Source organism: Bacillus sp. FSL R5-0443 (assembly GCF_038608285.1).
GTDB classification, from domain to species: Bacteria; Bacillota; Bacilli; order Bacillales; family Bacillaceae; genus Bacillus; species Bacillus velezensis.
This window is the reverse complement of sequence record NZ_CP152013.1, coordinates 431887-455009: the sequence shown is the minus strand read 5'-3', so window position 1 is coordinate 455009 and position 23123 is coordinate 431887. Positions and strand designations below refer to the sequence as shown.

Here is a 23123-nt window from a genome sequence, read left to right as displayed (position 1 = left end):
CATCGTTTTCGTTTAGGACGGCTATATGCAAGCCAAGTCGCTCAACAAATAAAAAAATAAACAGGCATGCTGCCTGTTTATTTTTTTATAACCGCCGGCTTTTTAAAACAGCCGTTTTAAGCTTTTCTTGAGTGACGGCATTTCGATTTTTTGGTTTTCAAAGAAGTTTTTCAGCATGTATTTGCTGAAGCCCTTCGCTTGGCCGTAAGTGATTTTTCCTGGAAGCGGCGGCTCGTCGCCGATGACGGCGTCGATGACGACCGGCTCATTTGAGTTGAGCGCTTCATGAAAAGCGGGAGCCAATTCCTCGTGTTTCGTCACTTTAATGCCTTTTGCCCCGCAGCTTTCTGCAAAGGCGGCGTAATCCATATTTTGCAGCTGGGTGACGTAGTCAATGTTGCCTTTGACCCGCTGTTCATATTCAATCATGCCTAAATTTTCGTTGTTTAATATGACAACCGTAATCGGCAGTTTATATTTAACAGCTGTCGGCAGATCCTGCATCACCATTGAAAATCCGCCGTCTCCGCAAATGGCGATGGACTGCCGCTCAGGTTCGGCAAGGCTTGCGGCAATCGCTCCCGGAAGCCCGCATCCCATCGTGGCGAGCCAGCTTGAGACGATAAAGTCCTGCTTCTTCATTTTAAAATGGCGGGCCATCCACACCGTAACCGTTCCGACATCCACTGACAGGACGGCGTCCTCTGCGGCCGCATCCTGAAGCCGGGCAATGACCTGCTGCGGCTTGAGCGGATGAGTCGCTTCGGTTTCATCCTTTTCGATTTCCTTCCACCAATGCTTCATGTGCTCGGTGCAGGCGTCCAAAAATCTTCTGTCTTCTTTATATTCAATGTATTCCGTCAGCTCTTTCAGCCCCAGAGCCGCATCACTGACGATTCCCGCATTGACGGGATAGCGCTTCCCGATTTTCGCCGGATCCGAATCAAGCTGAATGGCGGGCGTATCATCCGGGAGATAATCCCTGTATGGGAACGATGTGCCGAGCATGATCAGCAGATCGCATTCCTCCATTGCTTCGTAGGCGGGCTTTGTGCCGATTTGCCCGAGATTCCCGAGAAAGTGGGGATGGCTGTCAGGCACGACGCCTTTTGCCGGAAGGGTAATGACAATCGGAGCGGCCGCTTTATCGGCGAATGCGAGCAACTCCTCCTTTGCTGATTTTAACCCTTGGCCGGCGAGAATGACCGGTTTTTTTGCGTTGTTAATATATTGCGCGCATGTCACGAGATGTTCTTTTTTCGGCTCTATATCAGCTTTGAGGTATATCGGCGATGTGTAAACCGGCTCCCGTTTGATTTTTTGCGCGAATAAATCATCAGAAACGGTTAAAACGGCAACGCCTTTTTTGCTGTAAGCCGTGCGGATCGCCTGATTCAGAAGATCGGGCAGCGCTTCTGCCGTATGTACCTGCTGGTTGAACACCGCCACGTCCTCAAACATTTGCTCTAATTTGATTTCCTGAAAGCTGTCACGGCCGATTTCATCGGAAGCCACCTGTCCCGCAATCGCCAGCACCGGAACGCCGTCCGCTTTGGCGTCGTATAAACCGTTCAGCAGATGAACGGCCCCCGGTCCTGCGATTGAAAGGCAGACACCGATCTGCCCGGTCAGTTTTGCCTCAGCCGCGGCAGCCAGGGCTGCGACTTCTTCGTGCCGGGTTTGGATAAATGTCAGGTTATTTCGTTCATGTCTCAGTTCTTCGATAAATTCATTAATGCTGTCTCCGGGAATGCCGTATATATGACCGACTCCCCATTGTTCAAGCAGCTCCGTCATTACGTGTCCTGCTGTTTTACTTGGCATACTGCATCCTCCTTTTACCTGTATTCATCCCCTTTTTCATACGGGTTGAAACACGGGCTATACTCTCAGCTTTTTTCTTAGCAGATCAAGGATGGATAACAGATTTCGGTCTTTAAGGACTGCCTTACGATTTGCCGCCCCATTGAGTCCGTCTTTTATTTGCCGTTTTCTGTTCGGCACCATGAACAGCGGCAGCCGGTTTGGGGAAAACCAGCGTAAAGCGGCGGTTTCCGATCCGTTCATCAGCGGTGTTCCTCCGGTAATGGCTCCGATGAAAACGTGCTGTGTATCTTCAAATGCCGGCCTTTCATACTCACCGGATTTTTGCAGGATGGTCACGTTATACCCGGTTTCTTCGAAGGCCTCTCTGACGGCTGCGGCTTCAGGTGTTTCACCTTCTTCAATCCTGCCCCCGGGCAAATCCCATAGTGGAATGTCTTTTCGTTTTACGAGCAATATGTCCCGCCCGTCATTTTGTATGATGACAAAAGCGCCTTGTGCCATGTCGTCCTCCTTTACAAAAAAGACCGCGGCATTTTAGCCTGCGGTCTTTCCGTTACTTTTTAAAATGATACGGCAGGGTGGCGACGATGATGTCCTTCTTCCAAAACAGCCGGACGCGGAGCAAGAAGGCTGATTGGTTGTGAAGGATGGTCTGCCAGCGTTTTTTCGTAATAAATTGCGGAAACAGCACCATCACGGAGAACTGTTCTTTTTTCGCTTTCTGTTCGACCGTTTCTAAAAACTTATCAAACGGATGAACCAGACTGCGGTATGAGGAATGCAGGGTGACGAGGCGGACGCCGTTATGAAGTTCTTCCCAGCGCTTTTCCACCTTTTTTTCGTTTTCTCTGTCAAAGGAAACATGAACCGCAATGACCTGATCTGATAATGATTTCGCATACTGAATCGATTTTTGGACGACGGTGGTGACACCGGCGACAGGCACGATGACGACGGTTCCCTTGATTTCCTCAGGCTGCTGATCAACGACCCGCAGCTGTTCGCTGACCGCGGTGTAGTGATTTTTAATGACGAAAAACAGCATGACGACAGCAGGCATGAATAACAGCACCGGCCAGACAAGATTGAACTTCGTCGCGAATAAAATACACAGCACCATAAATGAAATGGCGGCGCCGCATGAGTTAATCAGCATTTTTACCGCCCAGCCCTTCGGCTTCTGCCTGATCCACTTGATGCACATTCCCGTCTGCGACAGCGTAAACGGGATGAACACGCCGACGGCATAAAGCGGAATTAAATGTTCCGTGCGGCCGCCGAATAAAAGAATGAGCAAGATGGACGCGATACCGAGAAAGATGATTCCGTTTGAAAAGCCTAATCGGTCGCCTCGGACCGTAAACATTCTCGGCATATACTGATCGCGCGCTAAATTAAACGCCAGCTGCGGAAATGCAGAAAAGCCCGTATTCGCCGCAAGCACGAGAATCAATGATGTAACGCCTTGAATGAAATAATACACCGTATGCCGTCCGAAGGTTTCCGCGGCGATTTGTGAAATAACGGTCTCGTTAGGCTTCGGACCCGTGCCGTAGCCGTACGCCAGCACCGTAATCCCCGTAAATAAGATCGCCAGCAGAATCCCCATCATGGCCAAAGTGCGGGCCGCGTTTTTTGCCGGAGGATTTTTAAAGGCCGGGATCGCGTTTGAAATGGCTTCAACACCGGTCAGCGCCGAACACCCTGAAGAAAAGGCCTTCAGCAGCAAAAACAGCGTGATGCCCGCCACGGGCGTGCCGATTGGTGTATGCTCGGCCGGATGAACCTGGCCCGTCATGAGCTTAAACAGCCCGACGACGATCAAAAGGACAAGCGCCGCCACAAACAGATAGACGGGATACGCCAAAATGGACGCCGACTCTGACAGTCCTCTCAAATTTAAAATCATAATCAGAATCACAAGCAAAACAGCAATGAGCAAATGATGCGGGTGCAAAGCCGGAAATGCCGATGTAATGGCGTCAGTTCCGGCAGAAATGCTTACCGCCACCGTCAGAATATAATCAACAAGCAATGAGCCGCCCGCAATCAGGCCGGGCTTCTCACCAAGATTTTCTTTAGAAACCATATAAGCGCCTCCGCCTTGCGGATAAGCGTAAATAATCTGTCTGTAGGACAGAATCAAAGCAAGCAGCAAAATGAGAACACCCGCTGCGATCGGAATGGAATACCAAAACGCGGCCGCGCTTACCGCAGCCAAAATGATCAGAATCTGTTCCGTTCCGTAAGCAACTGATGATAGCGCGTCTGAAGAAAGCATGGCGAGCGCCTTGAGTTTCGTGAGTTTTTGCTCTCCGGCCGCCTGTGATTTCAGCGGTTTCCCAATCAAAAATCTTTTGATTGAATGGTACATTTGTTGTCTTCCCCTTTTTTTCATTTTCCGTTTGATTTACAAACCCTTACTGCTATGATGTCTCCGAATGCTGATTGCATGCCATATTTCAGCACAGCAAAAAGACACAGAGGCAAACGGATGCCCCTGCGCCATAATCGTGCACAGGTTTCATTCATCTCCTCTCATGAACGCTTACGAGGTTAGCTGTCGGATTCGGGCTGATGAGAGTTGGCCCTACCTGAAAAAGGATTCACCCCAAGCGGCATCACGCGCCGCAAATTGGTTCCCCCGCTCTGATTACAGATTAAGCGATATAGATTATAAAAGAGATCATACTCCCGTCCCGTTCAGTTGTAAAGGGGCTTTTATGCTGTTTCAAAAATAAAAAAATCACCGCCAAAAATGGAAATAAAAATACAAAAAAAGAGGCCTGTTAACGGCCTCTTTTACCTTCATTACTCTTCGCTTTTTTCATGATCCGTTTTTCTTTTTTTCCTTCTTGCCGTCAGCCAGATCAGACCGGCCGCAATGATCATAAGCGCCGCGAAAACAGCAATATACGTAACGTTCAGTGCTGCGGACCGGCTCTTCGTATCAGCCGCCGGACTGCTGTCATCGGACTTGATTTGCTGATGATTTGAAAACAGCTGCCTGCCGGCTGTTTCGTTAATGACGGTTGCGGCATCGCTTGTGCTGTCTAAAAAGCTGATCAGCTCTTTTGTGACAGACGCACCGCTTCCTGATAACGGAGCAAAAACAGCGATGCTCCGGCCGGCGTCCCAAGGTGATTCCTGGGTAAACGCGACTTGTTTCGTTGTCTCATTCAGCATCTGAAACGAAGAAACATCGTAAGCTCCGCTGCGGTCTGACGGCACGAGAAGCTTAGAGGCGTTTGACTTTAAAAGCGGGATTTGCGGCAGGCCTCCGATAAACACAACATTCCGGCCTTTGGCATCCGCTTCCTTCATGTCTGATGCCGTCTTTACGGTAAAGCCGTTTCCGAATGAATCCGCCACCAGAGAAAGTTCTTTCAATATCTGTATGTTTACGCCATCCGGGATGACGATCACTGTTTTCTCTTTCCCGCCGCCCGCAAACGGGAGCGGCCATTGCCCGAAATCAGCTTTCTGCGCCGCATCGCTTACCGGATACGTCAGCGTGCTGCTTTTATCAATATAGACCCATTTGTTTTCGTCACGGTCGATACACGGATTGTTATGTTTCAAACCTGATGTGACAAATTGCAGATCAATGTACCTGCTGCTTCGCAAAAGCTTCGGATCAATCGGGATGGAGACGTGGTAAAAGCCGTCTTTATCTTTATTACCGAGATCATCAAGACGCACCGCATTCGGCTGTCCGTTGACCATGACGTTCAGCTCCGCTCTCTCGGCGTCATTTGCTGAATCCGCCTTCGTCCGGATCGATTCCGACGTTTTTAATGTAAGTGAAAGCTTGACCTTACCGTCTTTATCAACAGCGGCCGCCGCAGGGTAAAAGAAGTGCTCTGACGCCGTTTTGTTTGATCCGACCGTTACATTTCCCGCGCCGAAGTCCTCTAGTGTCAGTTTATTGCCTGTCTTTTCCGCAGCAGGCTGAAGGCGGCCGATTGTCAAAGTATCTCCGCCCAGCTGGCTTGAATAAGCGCTGTCTGTAATGACGCGGATTTTATCCGCCAGCGTTTTGTCTGATTGCGCCGTGACAAACAGGACGGGCTGCCGTTTGTCCCCTGATGTCAGAACCCGTTCAGCCAGAAGAAGTTTGTTGTCTTCCGCTTTGATGTTCCCGCGTTCGAAAAGCTCTTTTATTTTCCCGTTCCAATGCTGATCAGCGCCGATGACAATTGACGGATTGCTGATTTTGCCGGCGTCGGATTCTTTTACATAGGATACCTTCAGCCTGCTGTCTGCCGTTTTCAGAAATGCTTCTGTTTTGACTGCGGCTTCAGCTTCCGCCGAGGTCGGTTTGTCAGGAAGGATAATATATGTTTCTTCACCCGTATTGCCTGATTGAGCAAACGGATACGGGAAATGGCCGAGATCCGCTCCCTTTGACTTGCTTGCTTCTGAAAGCACAAGGCGGCTGTCCGGGTAAATTTTTATCCAGTTGCCTGACGTATCCTGCCTGACGCAGACGCCCTCTTTTAATACGCCGTAAAATCGTAATGATACATTGTGATAGCCTTGGGCGGATTGGCTTTTGCTGAGATTGAGCTTCACCGTTTTCCGCTTGGAACTGCCGTCAAGCTTTATGGATTTGACGGGTTCATCATCAATGGCGATGGTTAAAGAAGACGGGGCAATTAATAAGTTTGACGCCTCGTAATCAATCAGAAGCGACTGATCGGCATTCGAAGCTCCCGCAGGAATCTGATAGGTCAGCTCTGCGCTGTCTTTCGCCCCGTACAGTGTCATCAGATCGCCAGTCAGCGCCTGCTGCTCTTTTGCGCCGGCGCTTGTTCCGAGGGCGGAACCGTCCGTTTTCAGTTCCCGGGCCGCGGCCGCCTGCCCGTTATACATCAATAGCAAAAGGCCAGTTATCAATATGATTGCTTTTTTCAAAAAGGTCACCCGCTTTTATTTTGATTGTATCGCTCCGTTTTGTACCACTTGACTTCCTGCTTGAACAAGCGGTGCTTGATCTCTGTGAATAATGACCAGATGACGAGCACGATCCAAGCCTGGGAGTATGTAAAGTACATCAGAAATACGATAAAGAAGTTTTGTTTGTTCATTTCTGTTTTTTCAATGCTTAAAGTAATCATGACCTCAGTCATAAACAGGAAAAAGGCCAGTATCCACAAAATCATCGCCAAAAACCCGACAGCCAGATGCAGGTCGTAAAAAAGATTGATGATAAAAATCGTGTTTGACATGATCACACCGAAGAAAAACAAAAAATACGTAAAAAAGAAATAAAACAGATCGAAGATGATCCGCTTGCGTTTCAGCTTGAAAAATTGGGATAAAAACTTGAGAACAACGTATTGGTTGCCGCGCGCCCATCTTGTCCGCTGACGCCACCACACCTTCCATGTCTCAGGCTCCTGCTCCCATGTCACAGCCGCCGGGAAAAAGCGGATATGATAGCCGAGATTATAGACGCGGATGGTCAGCTCGGTATCCTCCGCCAGCGCCTTATCATCCCAGCCGCCGAGCTGTTCGATAATGCTCCGCCTGATCGCGAAGTTCGTCCCCGGGATGGTGGCGATTTTGAACCATTTCCATCTGCCGCCCTGCGCCATCCACTGAAAGCAGATGGTTTCAATATTGATAAACTTCGTCAGGATCGTTTTGGCCGCGTTGATGACACGGAATTTCCCGACAACCGCTCCCGCTTTCTCATCATTCATCAGACCGAGAACCAGGTAGTACACCGCCATTTTTTCCGGCGTGTTGTCCGCATCATACACGCAGATCACGTCTCCGTTCGATTCCGCGAACCCTGAGTTCAGCGCCGAAGATTTTCCTTTTCCGGCGTTCGGGGGCTTTGTGATGACCATTTTAATGAAGTCATACTGACGGGAAAATTCATTGACGATGTCTCCCGTCCGGTCGGAGGAATTATCATTAACGACGATGATCTCAAGCCTGTCTTTCGGATAATACAGGTTCACCATCGCCTTCAGCGTCTGCCTGATGACGACCTCCTCATTATGCGCGGGAATGAGCACGCTGACCTTCGGGAGCTCCCCCATCTTTGCGCGCCATTTCGGAATGTTCCGTTCGTAGGTCATATAATGCCTGAATCCGCCCTGCATCAGAAACATGTGATAGAGAAGCATCACCCATATTAAACTTAATGAGATAAAAAACAGAATGTTACTCAAGGCTTCTTCTCTCCTTAAAGATTCGTTTTTTTAATGTGGCGCGCAAATAAAGAACGTAGCAGGCGAACATGATGATAAACAATAACACCACGCCGGAGAGAATCCAAAGCGCTTTTTCCAGAGGCGTCTGCTGATGGTGATTGAAAAAGGCCGTTATCGGATGAATCTTGTTTTCCACATGAATGGTTCCGTCTCCGTCCGTTTTGATCCTGACGCTGTCCGACGTTACCGTTTGCTTCGTTTTCTTCAGATCGAGCCACTCGCCGCCGGGAATCCGCTCCATCTGATTGACGAGCTCGGGGAGGTATTTCATGCCGAGATACGGATGGTAGAAACCGCCCGCCACTCCGCCGCCGAAATCAATCATCTGCGAAATATGATTCTCCATATCTCCGAGCGGATTTTCCTTTGAGTTATCGGCATAACCGATTGTTTCAGGGTACAGCGTCATCCCGTCCAGCATAGCCGGCTTTGAGACGAACGGAGGGGCGCCCGAGGTTTTCCACGTCGTGCCGCTGAGCTGCACTTGTCCGAAAATGCTGGAGAAATAAGAAGATGCGATTTTGTAGCCTTCTTCAGACATCGTATAGTGCGGCGCTTCGAATGACAGCGGGTAAAGGCCGAGCTCTGTCAAATCGTCAATCGCCTGCTCCAGCTTCGTTCTCGTGTAGATGTTTTCTTTTTCACGGAAAGGCTTCACATACGCCCGGTACGCTTTTTCATTCGGAAAATCCTGTTCCTTTTCAAGCTTGACCGGAGTATCATCCGCATTTTCTGACGTAATCGGCTGATCCGCTTTGGCATCCCAAAATTCAAAGCCTTCTCCCGTTTCGCTGTATCGGTATGCGTGCGTGTAGCCGTGAATAATGATGCTGCCGCCCATTTGCTGAAGTTTTTTCAGGACGCTGACCATTTTCGGCTTGTCCGCCAAGTATACTTTTTCTCCGTTTTCCGGATTGAGATAGACCGGAATGACCGCCAGAATAAACGGAATGTGTCTTTTATGCAGGTAAGCGCCCGCTTCGTAAAGCAATGTTTCATCTGACATCGGACTGATGTCTTCAAGCCGTAAATAAAGGAGGGTGCCGCCCGCTGATTCTCCGAAAGCGCTGCGCAGCGCTTTCGCCGTCAGAAACGAATCATTTAACAGGCTCGTCACACCGAAATAATAGTCAGAGCGCGCCGTTTTCCACATAAAAGGGCGGGTGCTGCCGTCACCGGACCGGTATGTATAAAGGGACTTTCCTTTTACTCCCGATACGCCGAGCACGGACATCCCTTTTTCAAGCGGCATGTCTGTTTTTTCTTCTTTGCCGTAAATGCGGTATACCGTTTCTTTCTCTGTCAGGGACAAACCCGCAAATTGGGGGAACTGCCCAGCGTTATAGCCGATGCTGATAAGCTGCTGCGGCATACTGCTGATCAGAGACACAAATGATGTGCTGAGCTTTTTTTTCGTGACGCCGTAATAGATGACGCGCCGATTCTTTTTGAGGTCCGCGGCTGTGATGTCTCCGTCGCTTTTCACGGTGACGGCGGATGAGAAATGGCCCGCGGTCAGATCAAGCATTTTGACCTCAGCGGTTTCTTTGCCGTCCGTGCTTGTATAAATAATGAGAATGCCGTCCTTTTTGTCTTTTGCTTCCGCCGTATGGGGAACATAAACCGACGAAATCATGAAGAGCGCCGAGAGTAAGAGACGTATCCATTTAGAGTTCATTCATCATCATCTCGTTTTCCAGTTCATTTAAAAATTGCTCGGCCGTTTGTAAATCCTTTCGGTACGCCAAGTAACATACACGGAAGGTGATGGAGACGTATTTACCGTTTTGCAGCCGGTACGTATTCAATTCCTTTTTCAGCTTCGCCAGAACGGCCGGCATGTGTTCTTCAGGCGTATGGGTCAGCACGATGCCGAACCGTTCGGCGGACGGCCTGAATTTTTTGTCTGTTTCCCGAACGCTTGACCGGATTTGGCGGCTGATAAACGCCAGCAGGCGGTCGGTCTCTTTTTCTCCGTAGAGGGATTTGAATTCCTTGAAATAATGCATGTGCAGCAGCAAAAAGACGAAGGAATTGCCGTAGCGTTCCGCCCGCTTGATCTCCTCAGAAAGCTCCAGCTTCATCCGCAGATGGTTGTCAAAGCCGGTCACCCTGTCGACGGCGACAAAGCTCGTAATCTCTTCACGCAGCTGTTTCACTGAGCGCTCAAGCCCCTTCGCCAACTCGTGAATCCTTCCCGCTATGTAAGAAAAGAGCAGCAGCGCAATCCCCCAAATGACCAGCACCTGCAGACTTTCGGCAACGGCAGACGCCATAAAGCTCCCGGTCTGAAACCACAGGAGCAGGCTGCCGAGAACAAATAAGACGAGTAAGGTGATGACGAGCGCGTAGATTGCCCCGAACCATATGCCGGCTCCCGTGACAAGCAATGTGATGCAGGTTATCAAAAGCCCTGCGGATTGCTGAGACGCATAGTAAATAAAAAAAGACAGCAGCACCAGCATAACTGCTGTGTAGCTGCACAGTTTTTGTGATTCATTGAATGATATTTTCATTAAACAATTTCCTTTCAGCCAAAAGCGGCAGCAGGTTATCGAAAGAATGTGTATCGTCCCCGCTCATATAGCCGCCGTAATCAGGTTTCAGCGTGTCCAGTGTTTCAAATGAAGTCATTCTTTCATAAAGCGGCTTGATGACAGCCGGATCAGCTTTTTGTTCTGCTAAAAAAAGAACGGCCAGGGCGTAAACGGACGGTGATTCGTATTGAACCGCCGGCTCCTTCGTGTCTGCGCTGTATCGTCCGTACAGCTGTCCGCGCGTCTTAAATTCCTTTATCATCCATTTCGACAGCACAGCGGCTTTGCCATCTCCCCGCTTCAGATTCACGGCGGCATACAGCTGGTCGATGACATTCACTTCGCTGTCATATTTGTATTCCTTAGTTTCTGTATTGAACGATTTCGGCAGAAAACCATTTTTCAGGGGCGCAAGATTGAGAACATCGAGGTTCCGGTTTTCCGTTTTCTCATCGATAATCCCCTTTTCTCTGAGCATCTGTAAGGCGCCGGGGTCGACATAGGACAACGTCACGGTCTTTGACGCGGCATTTGAAGCGGCATCATAATAATCCGTAAAATACCCGTCATTCGTATTGTATTTTTCCAGCGCCTTCCCGATCTGCACCGCTGTTTTCCCGTATTCACTGTTTCCCCATAGGGTTCCGGCCTCATTCAGACAGTTCATAATTCTGAAATCGTCAATTAAGGCATTGGCGCCGCTCGCTTTATTCCCGTCAATCTTCCACGACACGAGCCCGTTTTTCGTCAGAAACGAATCGGTGAGAAGCTGATATTGCGCTTGAAACTGCCGTTCATCTTTCCTGTTCAGCAAAAATGCCATCCATAGTCCGAGAGACTCAGATAAATATTCCGGCTCACCGGCTATGTTCGTCCGGATCATCCCCCGCCCGTTCATCAATTTATGATAAATAAAATGCTCTGCGGGCTGAAGCGGTCCGGACGGTTCGGCCGCCGCCTGTTTTTCAGTGCCGGCCTCCGCGCACCCCGCCGTCAGAACGATCGAAATCAAAAGGATCATCAGACGAAAAACGAATTGCTTCACAGTCCATCCTCCTATTTTACAAATCCTTTTTTAGACCCATATCTTATTTTTTCACAAAGTATTTTTACTATATAGGAAACGATAAAAGAATACTAGCATTTTTTCACATTGGGAAATTTTAAATGGGAGCGCCGTCTGCTCACCTTTTCCCTCTTCGTCTGGATCGTATTCCCATTACAGTTAAAAACACAACAAAAGGCAGCATTTCTTTACAAATGCTGCCTTTCTCTGATCTATTTATCCAGGCCGAGTTTTTTCAGCTGTTCTGCCAGCGCGTTGTTCATCGGCTCCTCTTTGTTTTGGCTTTTCATATAAGAGTTGATGTCCCGCTTGGATGCGCGTCCGGATTTATCTTTCGCCTTGCGCTTTTCAAAGACGGACAGTTTCTCCCGGTGGCCGCATACACATGCGAAGGTTTGGCCTTCGCCCTGGCCGCGAAGCTCCATTTTCTTATGACAGTTCGGACAGCGGGCGTTTGTTTTTCTTGCCAGCGTTTTCCGGCTGCCGCACTCACGATCCTGACATACGAGCATCGTGCCGCGTTTGCCGTTGACTTTAAGCATCATTTTGCCGCAATCAGGGCAGGCGGTGCCTGAAATGTTGTCATGTCTGAAAGTCTGGCTGCTGTTTTTTATTTCCTTCACCGTTTTGCCCGCATATGTTTTCATGTCTTTAATGAAGACGGCGGATTTCAGTTTGCCCGCTGCGATGGCGGAGAGCTTTTGCTCCCACTCAGCGGTTAAGGCCGGTGATTTTAAATCTTCCGGGACGAGCTGTAAGAGCTGCTTCCCTTTTGACGTGATGAAAATATCTTTTTCTTTTTTCTCGATCAAGAAACTGTTGAACAGTTTTTCAATGATATCAGCGCGGGTGGCCACTGTTCCGAGTCCGCCGGTTTCACCCAATGTTTTCACAAGGTTCTTCTCTTCTCCCTGCATAAAGGCGCTTGGGTTCTCCATCGCGGATAACAGCGTGCCTTCATTAAAGCGCGCCGGCGGTTTCGTCTGTCCGCTCGTTTCTTTCAATGATGAGACAGTGAGGCGCTGACCCTGCTGAAGATCCGGGAGCGTCTGGTCTTTGTCTTCCTCATGATCGTCGTCATCCTCGTACATATCATACACGGCTTTCCAGCCAGGCGATTGAACCGTTTTCCCTTTTGCGGTAAATGTTTCGCCGCCGATATTGGCTGTGACCTTTGTTTCCTCGTATTCGAACGCCGGCATTAACACGGCGAGAAAACGTTTGGCGATCAGATCGTAAAGCTTTCGTTCTTTGTCGCTGAGGCTTGAAAGGATCAGCGGCTCCTCTGTCGGAATAATGGCATGGTGATCCGATACTTTCGCATCATTGACGAATCCTTTATGCGCTTTGACGCCCCGCTTCAGTATTTGATTGACGTACTGCGCGTACGGCTTAACTTCCATGCCGTTTAAACGGTCTTTTAAAGTCGGCACGATATCTGCGGAAAGGAATCTGGAATCCGTCCGCGGGTAAGTGACAAGCTTATGCTGTTCATACAGCTTTTGAAGCACGGACAGCGTCTCTTTTGCGGAGAAACCGAAGCGCTTATGAGCGTCCCGCTGCAATTCCGTCAAGTCGTAAAGACCGGGAGCGAAGCTTTTCTTCGCCGTTTTTTTCAATTCTGAAATGACTGCCGGCTTTCCTTGCAGGTCTTTTGCCAAACGGCCGGTCACCGTCTGATCGAATGTTCTTGTCTGCTTTGTTTTTTTATCCTGCCATGTCAGCGTCATCTGATCAGCCGCCGCGCGGAGACCGTAATAAGGAACGGGTTTGAACGCCTGAATATCCGCTTCACGCTTGGCGATCATCGCCAATGTCGGAGTCTGGACGCGTCCGCATGACAGCTGCGCGTTAAATTTTGTGGTCAGCGCGCGGGTCGCGTTGATGCCGACGATCCAATCCGCTTCCGCTCTGGCAACGGCGGAATGATACAGGTTTTCGTACTCTTTGCCGCTGCGGAGCTTTTGAAATCCTTCTTTAATCGCCTTATCCGTCACAGAGGAAATCCACAGCCGCTTAATCGGTTTGCGGACGTTTGCCTTTTCGATAATCCAGCGGGCCACAAGCTCCCCTTCCCGTCCTGCGTCTGTAGCGATTACGATCTGGGTGACGTCTTTCCGGACAAGCTGAGCTTTGACCGCATTGAACTGTTTTCCTGTTTTTTTAATGACGACGAGCTTCAAAGGCTCCGGAATAATCGGCAGATCCTCAAGCCGCCATGATTGAAATTCTTTGCCGTATCCTTCAGGGTCAGCGAGCGTTACCAGATGTCCGAGCGCCCATGTGACGATGTAGCGGTCGCCTTCAAGATATCCGTTTCCTTTTTTATGACACTTCAGCACGCGGGCCAAGTCCCGGCCGACTGAAGGTTTTTCAGCTAATACAACTGTTTTTGACATGCTTTTCACTTCTCTTTCTTTCACAATCATCCTGTTATTATAACAGACTTCCTCACGCTCTCTCTAATCGAGGACGTTTTTTGTGTCAATTTCTGAGAAAATGACATGGGTCACGGTTTGGGCATACGGAGAGGTGCGGTTAATGAAGTGTTCGATCGTTTCCAGGCTGTCCGCGTTCATCTTCAGCATATAACACGCCGCCCCGGCGACCCGAAAACAAAATTCAATGTTGGGAATGGATTGAATGTAGGTTTTAAATTGATCGTATTTTCCGTTTTTCACCGTCGCTTCGACAATGCAGGAAACAGGAAGCCCGATCTTTTTTTGATCAATGTCCAATGTATAGCGCTTAATGACGCCGAAGGATTCAAGCTGTCTGACACGCTCTGTGACGGACGGAGCTGACAATTTGATTTTTCTGCCCAGTTCCCGCATGGACAGGCGGCTGTCCCGCTGCAGCTCTTTAATGATGCTCAGATCCACATTATCTAGTTTCATGACTGTAGTCCTTCCTTACCCTTTTGGCTATATTATCAAGAGAAATCCGAAAAATGACAAGAACAACAGGCTGAATTAATAAAGGTTTTTTAGGAACTGACGCGAAATGGTCATATTAGGACTGCCCTTTGCTTATAGTATAGAGGAAAAAAGATGTCCGACAGGAGGGAGCTGTATGTTACACACGCCGATCGGCAGACTTCGCACGATGGGGTTTATTGAAGGAATGTCGCTTTTGGTGCTGCTGTTTATCGCGATGCCGCTGAAGTATTGGGCTCATCATCCGCTCGCCGTCACCATTGCCGGTTCCATTCACGGCGGTTTGTTTATCATTTATCTGGCGGTGCTGGCGTATGCGGCGTTTACTGTCAAATGGCATGTGAAATGGTCAGCCGCCGGTTTTATCGCGGCCTTTATTCCGTTCGGTAATTTTATTTATGATCGCGTCCTGAGACATTATCAATAAAAAAGCTCCTCTTCTGCAGAGGAGCTTTTTTCATGCGTTACATCCATTTCGTCACCCAGGCGATATAATAAGCGCCGGGGATGAATACGAGCTGGGCGAGAAGCGTGCCCGCCACCCTTGATGTCACCATCGTCAATGATGTCCATTTTAAGGAGACGTAGCTGCGCTTGCCCTTCGCCACATCGTCTGCCAGTACGGATACTTTCGGGTCAACAAACACAGCCAACAGCATAGTCGCAACTCCGTTGATTAAGCCTGATGCCATCACGGCGGTCGTGCTGTGCTCAGGCGCCAGAAGGCCGGCGTACAGAGCGGACAGAACACCGATCGTGTAAATAGACGTAATGACCATATTAATGACAAACAAGCGTTTCGGAATCATTCGGAATTGAAGCCCTTTTAAATAGGAGACTGACGGCAGTCTGATATAAGAACGCGCATGCTTCAGCCCGTTCAGTGAAAATCCTTTTTTAAATACCTGCATGACGGAGCCTCCTCCGTCCGCCAAGTGTATAATCGCCCTGGAGAATAACGCGACGAATGTCGGCAAAAGACAGATGCCGAGCATCGTTCCGACCGTGGAGCCGAATATTAAAAATCGAAACTGGGCGCCCACAAGAGACAGGGCGTTTGATCCGGCGGCATCAATCAGATGTCCGGTAAACGGCTGCTGAACCATGTTTGACATGCGAGACACGATGACCATGACATTAAATAATGACAGCGCGGACGCGATAAAACCGACTCTCGCGCCGGAAAGCCGTGTTGCATAGGCAAGCGTTTCAATCGAATGTATCAGCAGCAGAAAACAGAAGATAAACAGTACTTGTGAAGTAATAACGTGCAATGTATGATTCCTCCAAATCTTTTCTACTGATTAGACTCTGCAGACTGCGGCGAGGTTTCGGCCGGTTACATAAAAAAACCGCCCGGATGTCCGGAGCGGTTTTGTCTTATTCTTTTCTTACGCAAATAAATAATATATGGTTGCCCGCCTTAGCCCGCGGGTGATTCGTATTAACAGTTCCGACAGAATCATTCTTCGAAAGTAAACACCATGGAAGTTCTTGAACACAAGACAACGAAAGCCCTACCTCTCAATCGTCACTGCGGCTCCGAAGCCGCGCCGGTGTGAATTGTAAAACAAAAAGTCTTTTTTCCATCTCTTCGTTAGGGGCGAATGTCAGAAGGAAAAGAATAAGCTCAGCTTTTTTTCAAGCTGTCCGTTGAAGCCTGAAGCTTCTATATCAAAACAGAAAAAAGAAGTTTACTTTCTTTTTTATTTGCATGTTGTCACTTAGCAATTAAGTATAACAGATTGCCCCTGAATAATCAAATGATTTATTAAAGTTCCAGCTCGGCCGGCGTTTTTTCACCCGCGTTCATGAGCTTGATCTGCTTCGGTTCAATTTCAAGAATCACCAGGTTCGGATCGTCTTTTCCGTCAAACCAGCGTTCCAGTTTCGGATCCCACAGCTTTTCTTTTAAATCGGCTGAGTTGTTCAGTTTGGCGGTTCCGGCCACTTCCACATAAGCGTCTCCGAATCCTTCACAGTCATACCCTAACAGAATATGAACATTCGGATTGTTTTCAATTTCTTCCGCTTTATGAGTGTCTTTGCTCGTCGGCGTGTAAATCGTTAAGCCGTCATGGAAAAATGTCATGTAGCGTGAATGCGGTTTGCCTTGCTCTACCGTCGCAAGCGAACCGACTTTATGATGATCCAGTACTTCAAGCACTTTTTCTTTGATTTCATTTTGATTCATGAAGAATCACTCCTTTTTAACGTCTCCACTGTTACTTTTCCACATTGGGGAGACATTTAAACCAAGAAATGTGCTATTCTGCCGATCTTCGCTCCATTCCCGCTTCAGCATGCTGTAGTTCACCGTGTCATGATAGGCGCCCTGTACGAAAATGCCTTCTCTCGTCAGTCCTTCTTTCTGAAATCCGAGCCGTTCCGCCACTGCCCTGCTTTTCGTGTTTTTTTCAGCCGCGCTGATCATAATGCGGTTCAGGCCGAGATCCTGAAATGCATGGGTGATGACCGCCCGGCAGCTTGCGGTGATAATGCCGAATCCTTCATGCTCTCGATCCAGCCAGTAGCCGATCTCTGCTTTTTGATTGGCTGTATCGACATTATGGATGCTGATCATGCCGCAAAACCGGCCCTTCACAAAAATTCCGGCGTCAAACCCATTTTCTTCCGCGTATTTATAGCGCCATTCGGGGATGATCACATCGCGGTACGTATCGATATCAGCCAGGTCTTCCGCCCAGCTGAGCCATTCGCTGAGATGGTTTTGATTTCGCTTCATAACAGAATACAATTCGTCCGTATCTTCTTTGGCAAGCAATCTGATCGTCAGATGTTCCCGGATTTGACAGGAAAACACGATCACACCTTCTTTCCTTTATTAGCCATTATACAGGTAAATTCATTTTTTTCCATACAAAAAAGATGAGGCGTGCAGCCTCATCCTTAAATGCGCGGGTCGGTGAAAATGTCGTGATCATCCGTGCTTGTCGATGACATTTCCGTGACGACCGCCCCTTCTTCTCCCGCTTGAAACCAATGCTTCGTATCCGGCGGAATGGTGTATTGTCCGCCCGGCTCAAGCACAATCTCATGCCAGACGGTGTAGTATTCCTTGTCATCTTCCGGCGGGAGGACGCTTGGGTTCTCTGTCTTTTCGCCTTCCACATAGAGATACACCTTCCCCCAGCGGCAGCGGAATGTCTCTTGTTTTCCCTTCTCGCCGCCGACCGGCGGATGGCGGTGTTCCGGACACGTCTGGCGCGGGAAGAGCACCAATTCTTTCGAACAGTAGCGGTCGGTATTCACGTAAATAAACAGCTGAAGCCCGGTTTCCTCAAGCTTGCCTAAGCCGTAATCCATGATTTGAATGTCTTCGACTTCATTATCAGTCAGAACGATTCCCGCTTTTTGATAGTATGCATTCACATCATGTTTCGATATCGTCATGCTTCAGCCCCCTTATGTGGTTACAAATTTGCCGCCGTTGACATGCAGCGTCTGCCCGGTCATATAAGATGATTCGTCTGAGGCCAAGAGCACATAGCAGCCGACATGTTCAACAGGCTGGCCTGCCCGGCCCATCGGCGTAGTCTGACCGAAGGAAGCGACTGTTTCTTCTGAGAATGTCGCCGGAATGAGCGGTGTCCAGATCGGCCCCGGTGCCACGGCGTTGACACGGATACCGTCGTTGACGAGCGCTTGCGCCATGGATCTCGTAAAACCGTTAATCGCGCCTTTCGTAGCCGTGTAGTCAATCAGCTGCGGATTGCCTGTGTAAGGATTAATGGATGTCGTATTGATGATCGCGCTGCCCGGCTTCATGTAATCAATCGCTTTTTTAGTCAAATAAAATTGTGAGTAAAAGTTTGTTTTAAAAGTTCTGTGGAGCTGCTCGCTTGTGATGTCTTTAATGCTTTCTTTCGGATGCTGTTCCGCGGCGTTATTCACGAGAATATCAAGACGCCCGAATTCTTCAACCGTTTTTTCAACCGCTTCATTGCAAAAGTCTTCCTCACCGACATCGCCGGGGATTAACAGACATTTTACGCCTTCTTCTTCCACTCGTTTTTTTGTATCTTCCGCATCACCGTGTTCATCAAAATAGACGATCGCGACATTTGCGCCTTCCTTCGCGTAAGCAACCGCTACGGCGCGTCCGATACCGCTGTCGCCCCCTGTGATAAGTGCGGTTTTCCCTTTTAATTTATCAGCGCCTTTATATTCTTTGTATTCATAAACAGGCGCCGGATTCATTTCGCTTTCAATGCCCGGCTGGCGATTTTGTGATTCCGCCGGGAATTCCTTCGGATAGTTTTCCATGTCAAGTTCCTCCTTCTTGTTCGATCTCATATTTCTTGTCTACCTCGGCAGTCCTCCGGATAAACATGATTGAGACAGTTCAAAACGTTTTCGGAGAAAAATGTTTCACATGGAACGCAAGAAAAAAACCCGGCTGGCAGCCGGGTTTTTGTTTTCAATTATGAACGTACCGCTTGTTTGCGGAGCACGTCTTTTCTCACTTTTCCAAGGTTGTTTTTCGGAAGTTCGCTGACGAACTCAATTTCCGGAATTTTAAAGGCGGCAAGACGTTCTTGAAGGAATCGGGTCACTTCTTCTTCTGTCAGGTCTTCTCTGCCGTTTGTCACGATGAACGCTTTCGGCTTTTCACCGTAAAGCGGATCAGGGATACCGACAACCGCCGTTTCGAGAATGCCCGGCACTTGCTGAATGACCTCTTCAATCTGGTCGGGATAAATATTGTCGCCGCCGTAGATGATGACATCTTTATAACGTCCGGTGATAAAGATAAATCCGTCTTCATCCACATATCCGGAATCGCCGGTATGGAACCAACCGTCTTTCAGCACTTTTCGTGTCGCTTCTTCGTTACCTTCGTAGCCTTTGAATAAAAACGGACTTGTCACAACGACTTCTCCGATTGAGCCTTGCGGAAGGACTTCACCTGTTTCCGGATCTACAACGCGGACATCCACTTCTTCCATCGGTTTACCCGCGGAAGCGGCTTTATCCATTCCCATTTGCGGATTCCAAGAGCTGATGCCCCACGCTTCCGTGCTTCCGTATCCGTGCATGAGCGGAATGCCGATGTCGAGATACTGCTGGATCAGGCTGCTTGGCACCTTTGTGCCTCCCGTCATCATATAAACGATAGAAGACATGTCAGTCTGGTGCGTTTCCCATGCTTTCAGCAGGTATGTGAAATAGACTGGCAGCGCCATGATGGTTTGAATTTTTTCTTTTTCGATGAGCTTCAGGTTTTCCACAGGGTCCTGATTGTCTGTCATAATGAATGTCGTTCCGCTCATCGTGCCGACCATCTGGCAGATAATCGCGCTCGTATGGTAATTCGGATGGCATGCTAAGAAGCGGACATGCTGCATTCTCCCCGTGTATGCCAATGTCGCGTTTACGTAGTTGTATATGCCGCCGTGAGTGATCATGCAGCGTTTCGGATTGCCGGTTGTACCTGAGGTAAACATCAGCAATGCCGTATCGTTTTCAGACACCGTTTCGACATCCGGTGTATCACCGGAGCCTGTCAATAAAGCGTCAAACTGAGGCGTTGTCTCCGCAGCTGTTCCGGTCTCGACCTTCAGTTTAAGAGAAGATACCAGCGCAGGAAGCACTTCTTCCATGATCTCTTTAAATTCAGTGCCGTAAAAAACAGCTTTCGGTTCACAGGCTGCTAAAATGCCTTTCATTTCGTAAGGTGTTAATTGCCAGCTGACCGGCACAACCACCGCGCCGATTTCGAGTGCCGCAAACATGACAATGGATGCCGCGTGGCCGTTTTTGCAAAGCATCGCCACTCTGTCGCCTTTTTTTATTCCTTTATCAAGAAGCGCTTGTGCAAGCTGGTTGATTCGTTTTCGATATTCCGCGTAGGTCAGGGTATGCGCACCGCTTTTTACAGCTTCGATCTCTTCGCTATTTGAAATGTCATGCAGAATCAGATGCTGTAATGTCTCCATATTTTCATCTCCCATAATGATAAATCACAAAAAAACTCTGTCAGATTTTCTTTCTCACGCAACCCATTTTAAACCAAAAAATATAACTTGTAAAACTATTTTGTTTTAGAACTATTCCATCAGTGAATGATACAATAGTCCCGTGTTTTTAGTTTCTTCCCTTCCCCTTACCCTCATACATGCACAAAAAAACACACCCCACATGAGGTGTGCGCTTCCTGTTTACCGCTGTCCTTTCTCCTGAATGAAATGATAAAACAGCTTGTTTAAACGTTTGTATAAATCGGCCTCATCCTCCGTCTGGAAGGCTTTTATACTGTCTTCGGACTCGATGATGGCCGAGCTGACCGCACTTAGTATTTCCGCCCCTTCAGCGGGCATATCAGCCGGCGCCATCATCACCAAAGCGCGGTCGACGGTCAGGGAATTTCCGTCCATGCCTTTGACACTGCATGGCGCCGTCAAATCATAAATTTTGAAAAAAGGCGTGACAATTTCTTCATTTTTGAGATGGTACAGGGCCATCGCCGTTCCCGGAATGCCGAGTCCGCCCTGTCGTTCACGCTCAGCAAGGCGCTGTGCGGTTTTTTGGGCATTATGAACCAATCCTTCTTGCTCCAGCATGTCAAACATACGGTTCAAAAACAGCTCATACGCCGTGTTTGAATCAATGGATTTGATCGAAAAGTTCCGCAGCACGCTTTGGATAACCGCCGCGTAATGCGCCATACGGCCGGCCGCTTCCAGCATATCAGGCGTCTCCGGCTGCTTCTCTTCTCTTTTACCGTTTCTTTTTTTGTCAAGAATCAGCGGAATTTTTCTTTTGATGTACTGCTTGACCTGATCAGCGTCTTCTTCGTTTAAAAGCGGACTGACCATGACGTAATCAATATTTTCATACGGGATCGGAACGGTGGATACGATCATGTCATACGCGGTGATGTCTCGATCCTTCAGTTCGATGAGGGAAGACATATCAAAGGAACGGATTTCCGAAAGCTCTTTTTTCAGCCTGGATGCGAGCATTTTGGACGACCCGATGCCGCTTGAACAGACGATCAGCGCTTTGATCTTCGCCTCTTCCCGTTTGATTTCCAAAGCGGAGCCGAAGTGAAGAACGATGAAAGCGATCTCATTATCAGAGAAAAGAAGCCCCGGAAAGAATTTTTCCATTCCTTCTTCTACGGCCATGTACAGCAGAAAGTAGTCGCGTTTAATTTGCTCGGTCATCGGGTTGTACATGTCGATATTTTCTTTTACCCGGTTGATCGCAGGCTCCAGATGGGCGATTAAACCGTCGTATAAAGAACCGTTTTCCGTCAGATCAATTTTAATTTTTTCAGAAATGAAGCCGATCAGCTGCTTCGTTTGCAAGGCCGTTTCAACCTCTATGTCTTCCGGTTTGAATTCCGTTTTGTATTTGCGGTTGGCGCTCCGCAAATGAATGGTGATATATCCGATCTCAGCTTCCGGAATTGAAACGCCGAACGCTTTTTCAAGCTCTTTTGCCATTTCCAGCGCAGAGCCGTACTCCTTCGTCTGCTGCAGCGCTTTTAGTTCCGAAGCCTCCATCGTGATGGTTTCTCCGAGCCTGATCCGGTCCATCGCAAAGGTTAAATGAACCGCAAGCGCCATGTATGAGCTGTCAGATAAGGCGATCGCGATTTTTTCCTTGAGCTGAATTAAGAGCCGGTCCATTTTCAAAAGTTCCGCTTTATTTACGACGCCGAACATTTTTTCAGCATCGTCCGGTTTTCCTTTAATATTCAATTCAACCGCTTCCAAAAAGCTTTGAATATCAAGGCGGTTGACGATGAGATTGCCGACGATTTTCCGTTTCGCATTTTCCGGCCCCGTCAGCTGAATGCCGAAGCCCCTTTTTCGGATCAGCGTCAAGCCGAAGGGCGCAATCCAAGTCTCCAGCTCATCCAGGTCATAGCTGATCGTCGCGTTTGTCACTTGCAGTTCGTTCGCCAGACTGTAGAGCTTGATCGGCTCTTGAGACTCTAATAGTGAACATAGAATTAAAAGTTTCCGCTCCTCAGCGCTGTATTCATGCTGTTCATAGGACAGGTCTGACAGGAGTTTTTGTTTGTCCTCCGGGTTTCCTACCGCTTTCAGTCCTTTGCCGGGCTGTTTATCAAGTGCCAGACCGAATGATTCCATCATCGGTTTGATTGTTTTTAACTCGCGGTGAACGGTTCTTGTGCTGACTTGTAAAGCTTCCGCCAGTTCATGCACTGTCTCGTACCGGTTCTGCAGTAATAGATGTTTCATTAATTTTTGTTCTCTCGCTGTCATATACATGAAACGCGCCTCCAGATTTTCTAGTTGTGAGAAGTATGGCATATGGGGAGTGCTGCCGGGGAAAGTGGTGTAAGTTATAATATAAAACGCTTTCAATGATTATTCAACCATTTTCAAATGGCAATTTGGCACTGGGCCGTGTGACAGTATTGAAAAAGAAAAATGTGTCAGATAATATGCCATGACGCTTGTTACTCTTGATCCGCACGGCTATACTTCAAAGTGACCTTACTTGTTTTTAGACATTGCACACCACATAAACA

Annotated in this window: 18 protein-coding genes and 1 riboswitch; of the genes, 1 reads left to right on the top strand and 17 read right to left on the bottom strand. The window is 48.5% G+C overall.

All coding sequences use genetic code 11. From position 1 onward, the window contains the following. Nucleotides 1–102: 102 nt before the first annotated feature. The 10 genes from NYE28_RS02290 to NYE28_RS02245 form a co-directional block, all read right to left on the bottom strand. Nucleotides 103–1824, bottom strand: a complete 1722-nt coding sequence (locus NYE28_RS02290; RefSeq protein WP_014416943.1) for a pyruvate oxidase — start codon at nucleotides 1822–1824, stop codon at nucleotides 103–105. A 57-nt stretch (nucleotides 1825–1881) separates the two neighbouring features. Then, entirely contained in the window at nucleotides 1882–2328 is a 447-nt protein-coding gene (locus NYE28_RS02285) for an NUDIX hydrolase (protein WP_150940997.1), read from the bottom strand. A gap of 52 nt (nucleotides 2329–2380) precedes the next feature. Then, nucleotides 2381–4201 (bottom strand): APC family permease, encoded by a 1821-nt coding sequence (locus NYE28_RS02280; RefSeq protein WP_012116837.1) that lies wholly within the window; start codon nucleotides 4199–4201, stop codon nucleotides 2381–2383. Nucleotides 4202–4357: 156 nt separating this feature from the next. Next, nucleotides 4358–4504, bottom strand: a riboswitch (cyclic di-AMP (ydaO/yuaA leader). Nucleotides 4505–4638: 134 nt separating this feature from the next. Next, nucleotides 4639–6744: a cellulose biosynthesis cyclic di-GMP-binding regulatory protein BcsB gene (locus tag NYE28_RS02275; RefSeq protein WP_342490274.1), complete on the bottom strand. Its 2106-nt coding sequence runs from the start codon at nucleotides 6742–6744 to the stop codon at nucleotides 4639–4641. 5 nt (nucleotides 6745–6749) lie between these two features. Next, complete coding sequence (locus NYE28_RS02270; RefSeq protein WP_015239174.1) at nucleotides 6750–8012, bottom strand: glycosyltransferase; 1263 nt, start codon at nucleotides 8010–8012, stop codon at nucleotides 6750–6752. Next, a complete protein-coding gene (locus NYE28_RS02265; protein ID WP_160222853.1) occupies nucleotides 8005–9732 on the bottom strand; it encodes a DUF2334 domain-containing protein in 1728 nt (575 codons plus the stop codon). The genes NYE28_RS02270 and NYE28_RS02265 overlap by 8 nt, the downstream gene beginning before the upstream one ends. Continuing rightward, nucleotides 9722–10570: a diguanylate cyclase gene (locus tag NYE28_RS02260; protein WP_342490273.1), complete on the bottom strand. Its 849-nt coding sequence runs from the start codon at nucleotides 10568–10570 to the stop codon at nucleotides 9722–9724. The genes NYE28_RS02265 and NYE28_RS02260 overlap by 11 nt, the downstream gene beginning before the upstream one ends. Continuing rightward, nucleotides 10551–11636, bottom strand: a complete 1086-nt coding sequence (locus NYE28_RS02255) for a lipoprotein YdaJ (RefSeq protein WP_069007217.1) — start codon at nucleotides 11634–11636, stop codon at nucleotides 10551–10553. The genes NYE28_RS02260 and NYE28_RS02255 overlap by 20 nt, the downstream gene beginning before the upstream one ends. A 233-nt stretch (nucleotides 11637–11869) precedes the next feature. Continuing rightward, nucleotides 11870–14056 carry a DNA topoisomerase III gene (locus tag NYE28_RS02250; RefSeq protein ID WP_025284251.1) on the bottom strand — a complete coding sequence of 729 codons (2187 nt, stop codon included), beginning with the start codon at nucleotides 14054–14056 and terminating at the stop codon, nucleotides 11870–11872. A 63-nt stretch (nucleotides 14057–14119) separates the two neighbouring features. Further along, complete coding sequence (locus NYE28_RS02245; protein ID WP_007410180.1) at nucleotides 14120–14554, bottom strand: Lrp/AsnC family transcriptional regulator; 435 nt, start codon at nucleotides 14552–14554, stop codon at nucleotides 14120–14122. Nucleotides 14555–14729: 175 nt separating this feature from the next. On the opposite strand from NYE28_RS02245, the gene NYE28_RS02240 reads away from it, so the two are divergent. Further along, nucleotides 14730–15020 carry a DUF3817 domain-containing protein gene (locus tag NYE28_RS02240; protein WP_076425682.1) on the top strand — a complete coding sequence of 97 codons (291 nt, stop codon included), beginning with the start codon at nucleotides 14730–14732 and terminating at the stop codon, nucleotides 15018–15020. Nucleotides 15021–15057: 37 nt separating this feature from the next. Here the strand turns inward: NYE28_RS02240 and NYE28_RS02235 are convergent, their stop codons facing one another. From NYE28_RS02235 to NYE28_RS02205, 7 genes are all read right to left on the bottom strand, one after another. Then, nucleotides 15058–15867, bottom strand: coding sequence for a lipid II flippase Amj family protein (locus NYE28_RS02235; protein WP_012116831.1), 810 nt, complete (start codon nucleotides 15865–15867; stop codon nucleotides 15058–15060). Between the two features lie 497 nt (nucleotides 15868–16364). Beyond that, nucleotides 16365–16787 (bottom strand): pyridoxamine 5'-phosphate oxidase family protein, encoded by a 423-nt coding sequence (locus NYE28_RS02230; RefSeq protein WP_003156270.1) that lies wholly within the window; start codon nucleotides 16785–16787, stop codon nucleotides 16365–16367. A gap of 6 nt (nucleotides 16788–16793) precedes the next feature. After that, the gene (locus NYE28_RS02225) at nucleotides 16794–17417 is read right to left on the bottom strand and encodes a GNAT family protein (RefSeq protein ID WP_094031510.1); all 624 of its coding nucleotides are present in this window, start codon (nucleotides 17415–17417) and stop codon (nucleotides 16794–16796) included. 86 nt (nucleotides 17418–17503) lie between these two features. Further along, nucleotides 17504–18007, bottom strand: a complete 504-nt coding sequence (locus NYE28_RS02220) for a D-lyxose/D-mannose family sugar isomerase (RefSeq protein ID WP_025284250.1) — start codon at nucleotides 18005–18007, stop codon at nucleotides 17504–17506. Between the two features lie 12 nt (nucleotides 18008–18019). Next, complete coding sequence (locus NYE28_RS02215; protein WP_007410307.1) at nucleotides 18020–18880, bottom strand: SDR family oxidoreductase; 861 nt, start codon at nucleotides 18878–18880, stop codon at nucleotides 18020–18022. A 158-nt stretch (nucleotides 18881–19038) separates the two neighbouring features. After that, nucleotides 19039–20553: a class I adenylate-forming enzyme family protein gene (locus tag NYE28_RS02210; RefSeq protein WP_025284249.1), complete on the bottom strand. Its 1515-nt coding sequence runs from the start codon at nucleotides 20551–20553 to the stop codon at nucleotides 19039–19041. A 222-nt stretch (nucleotides 20554–20775) separates the two neighbouring features. Then, nucleotides 20776–22860 carry a transcription antiterminator gene (locus NYE28_RS02205; protein WP_160222851.1) on the bottom strand — a complete coding sequence of 695 codons (2085 nt, stop codon included), beginning with the start codon at nucleotides 22858–22860 and terminating at the stop codon, nucleotides 20776–20778. Nucleotides 22861–23123: the final 263 nt, after the last annotated feature.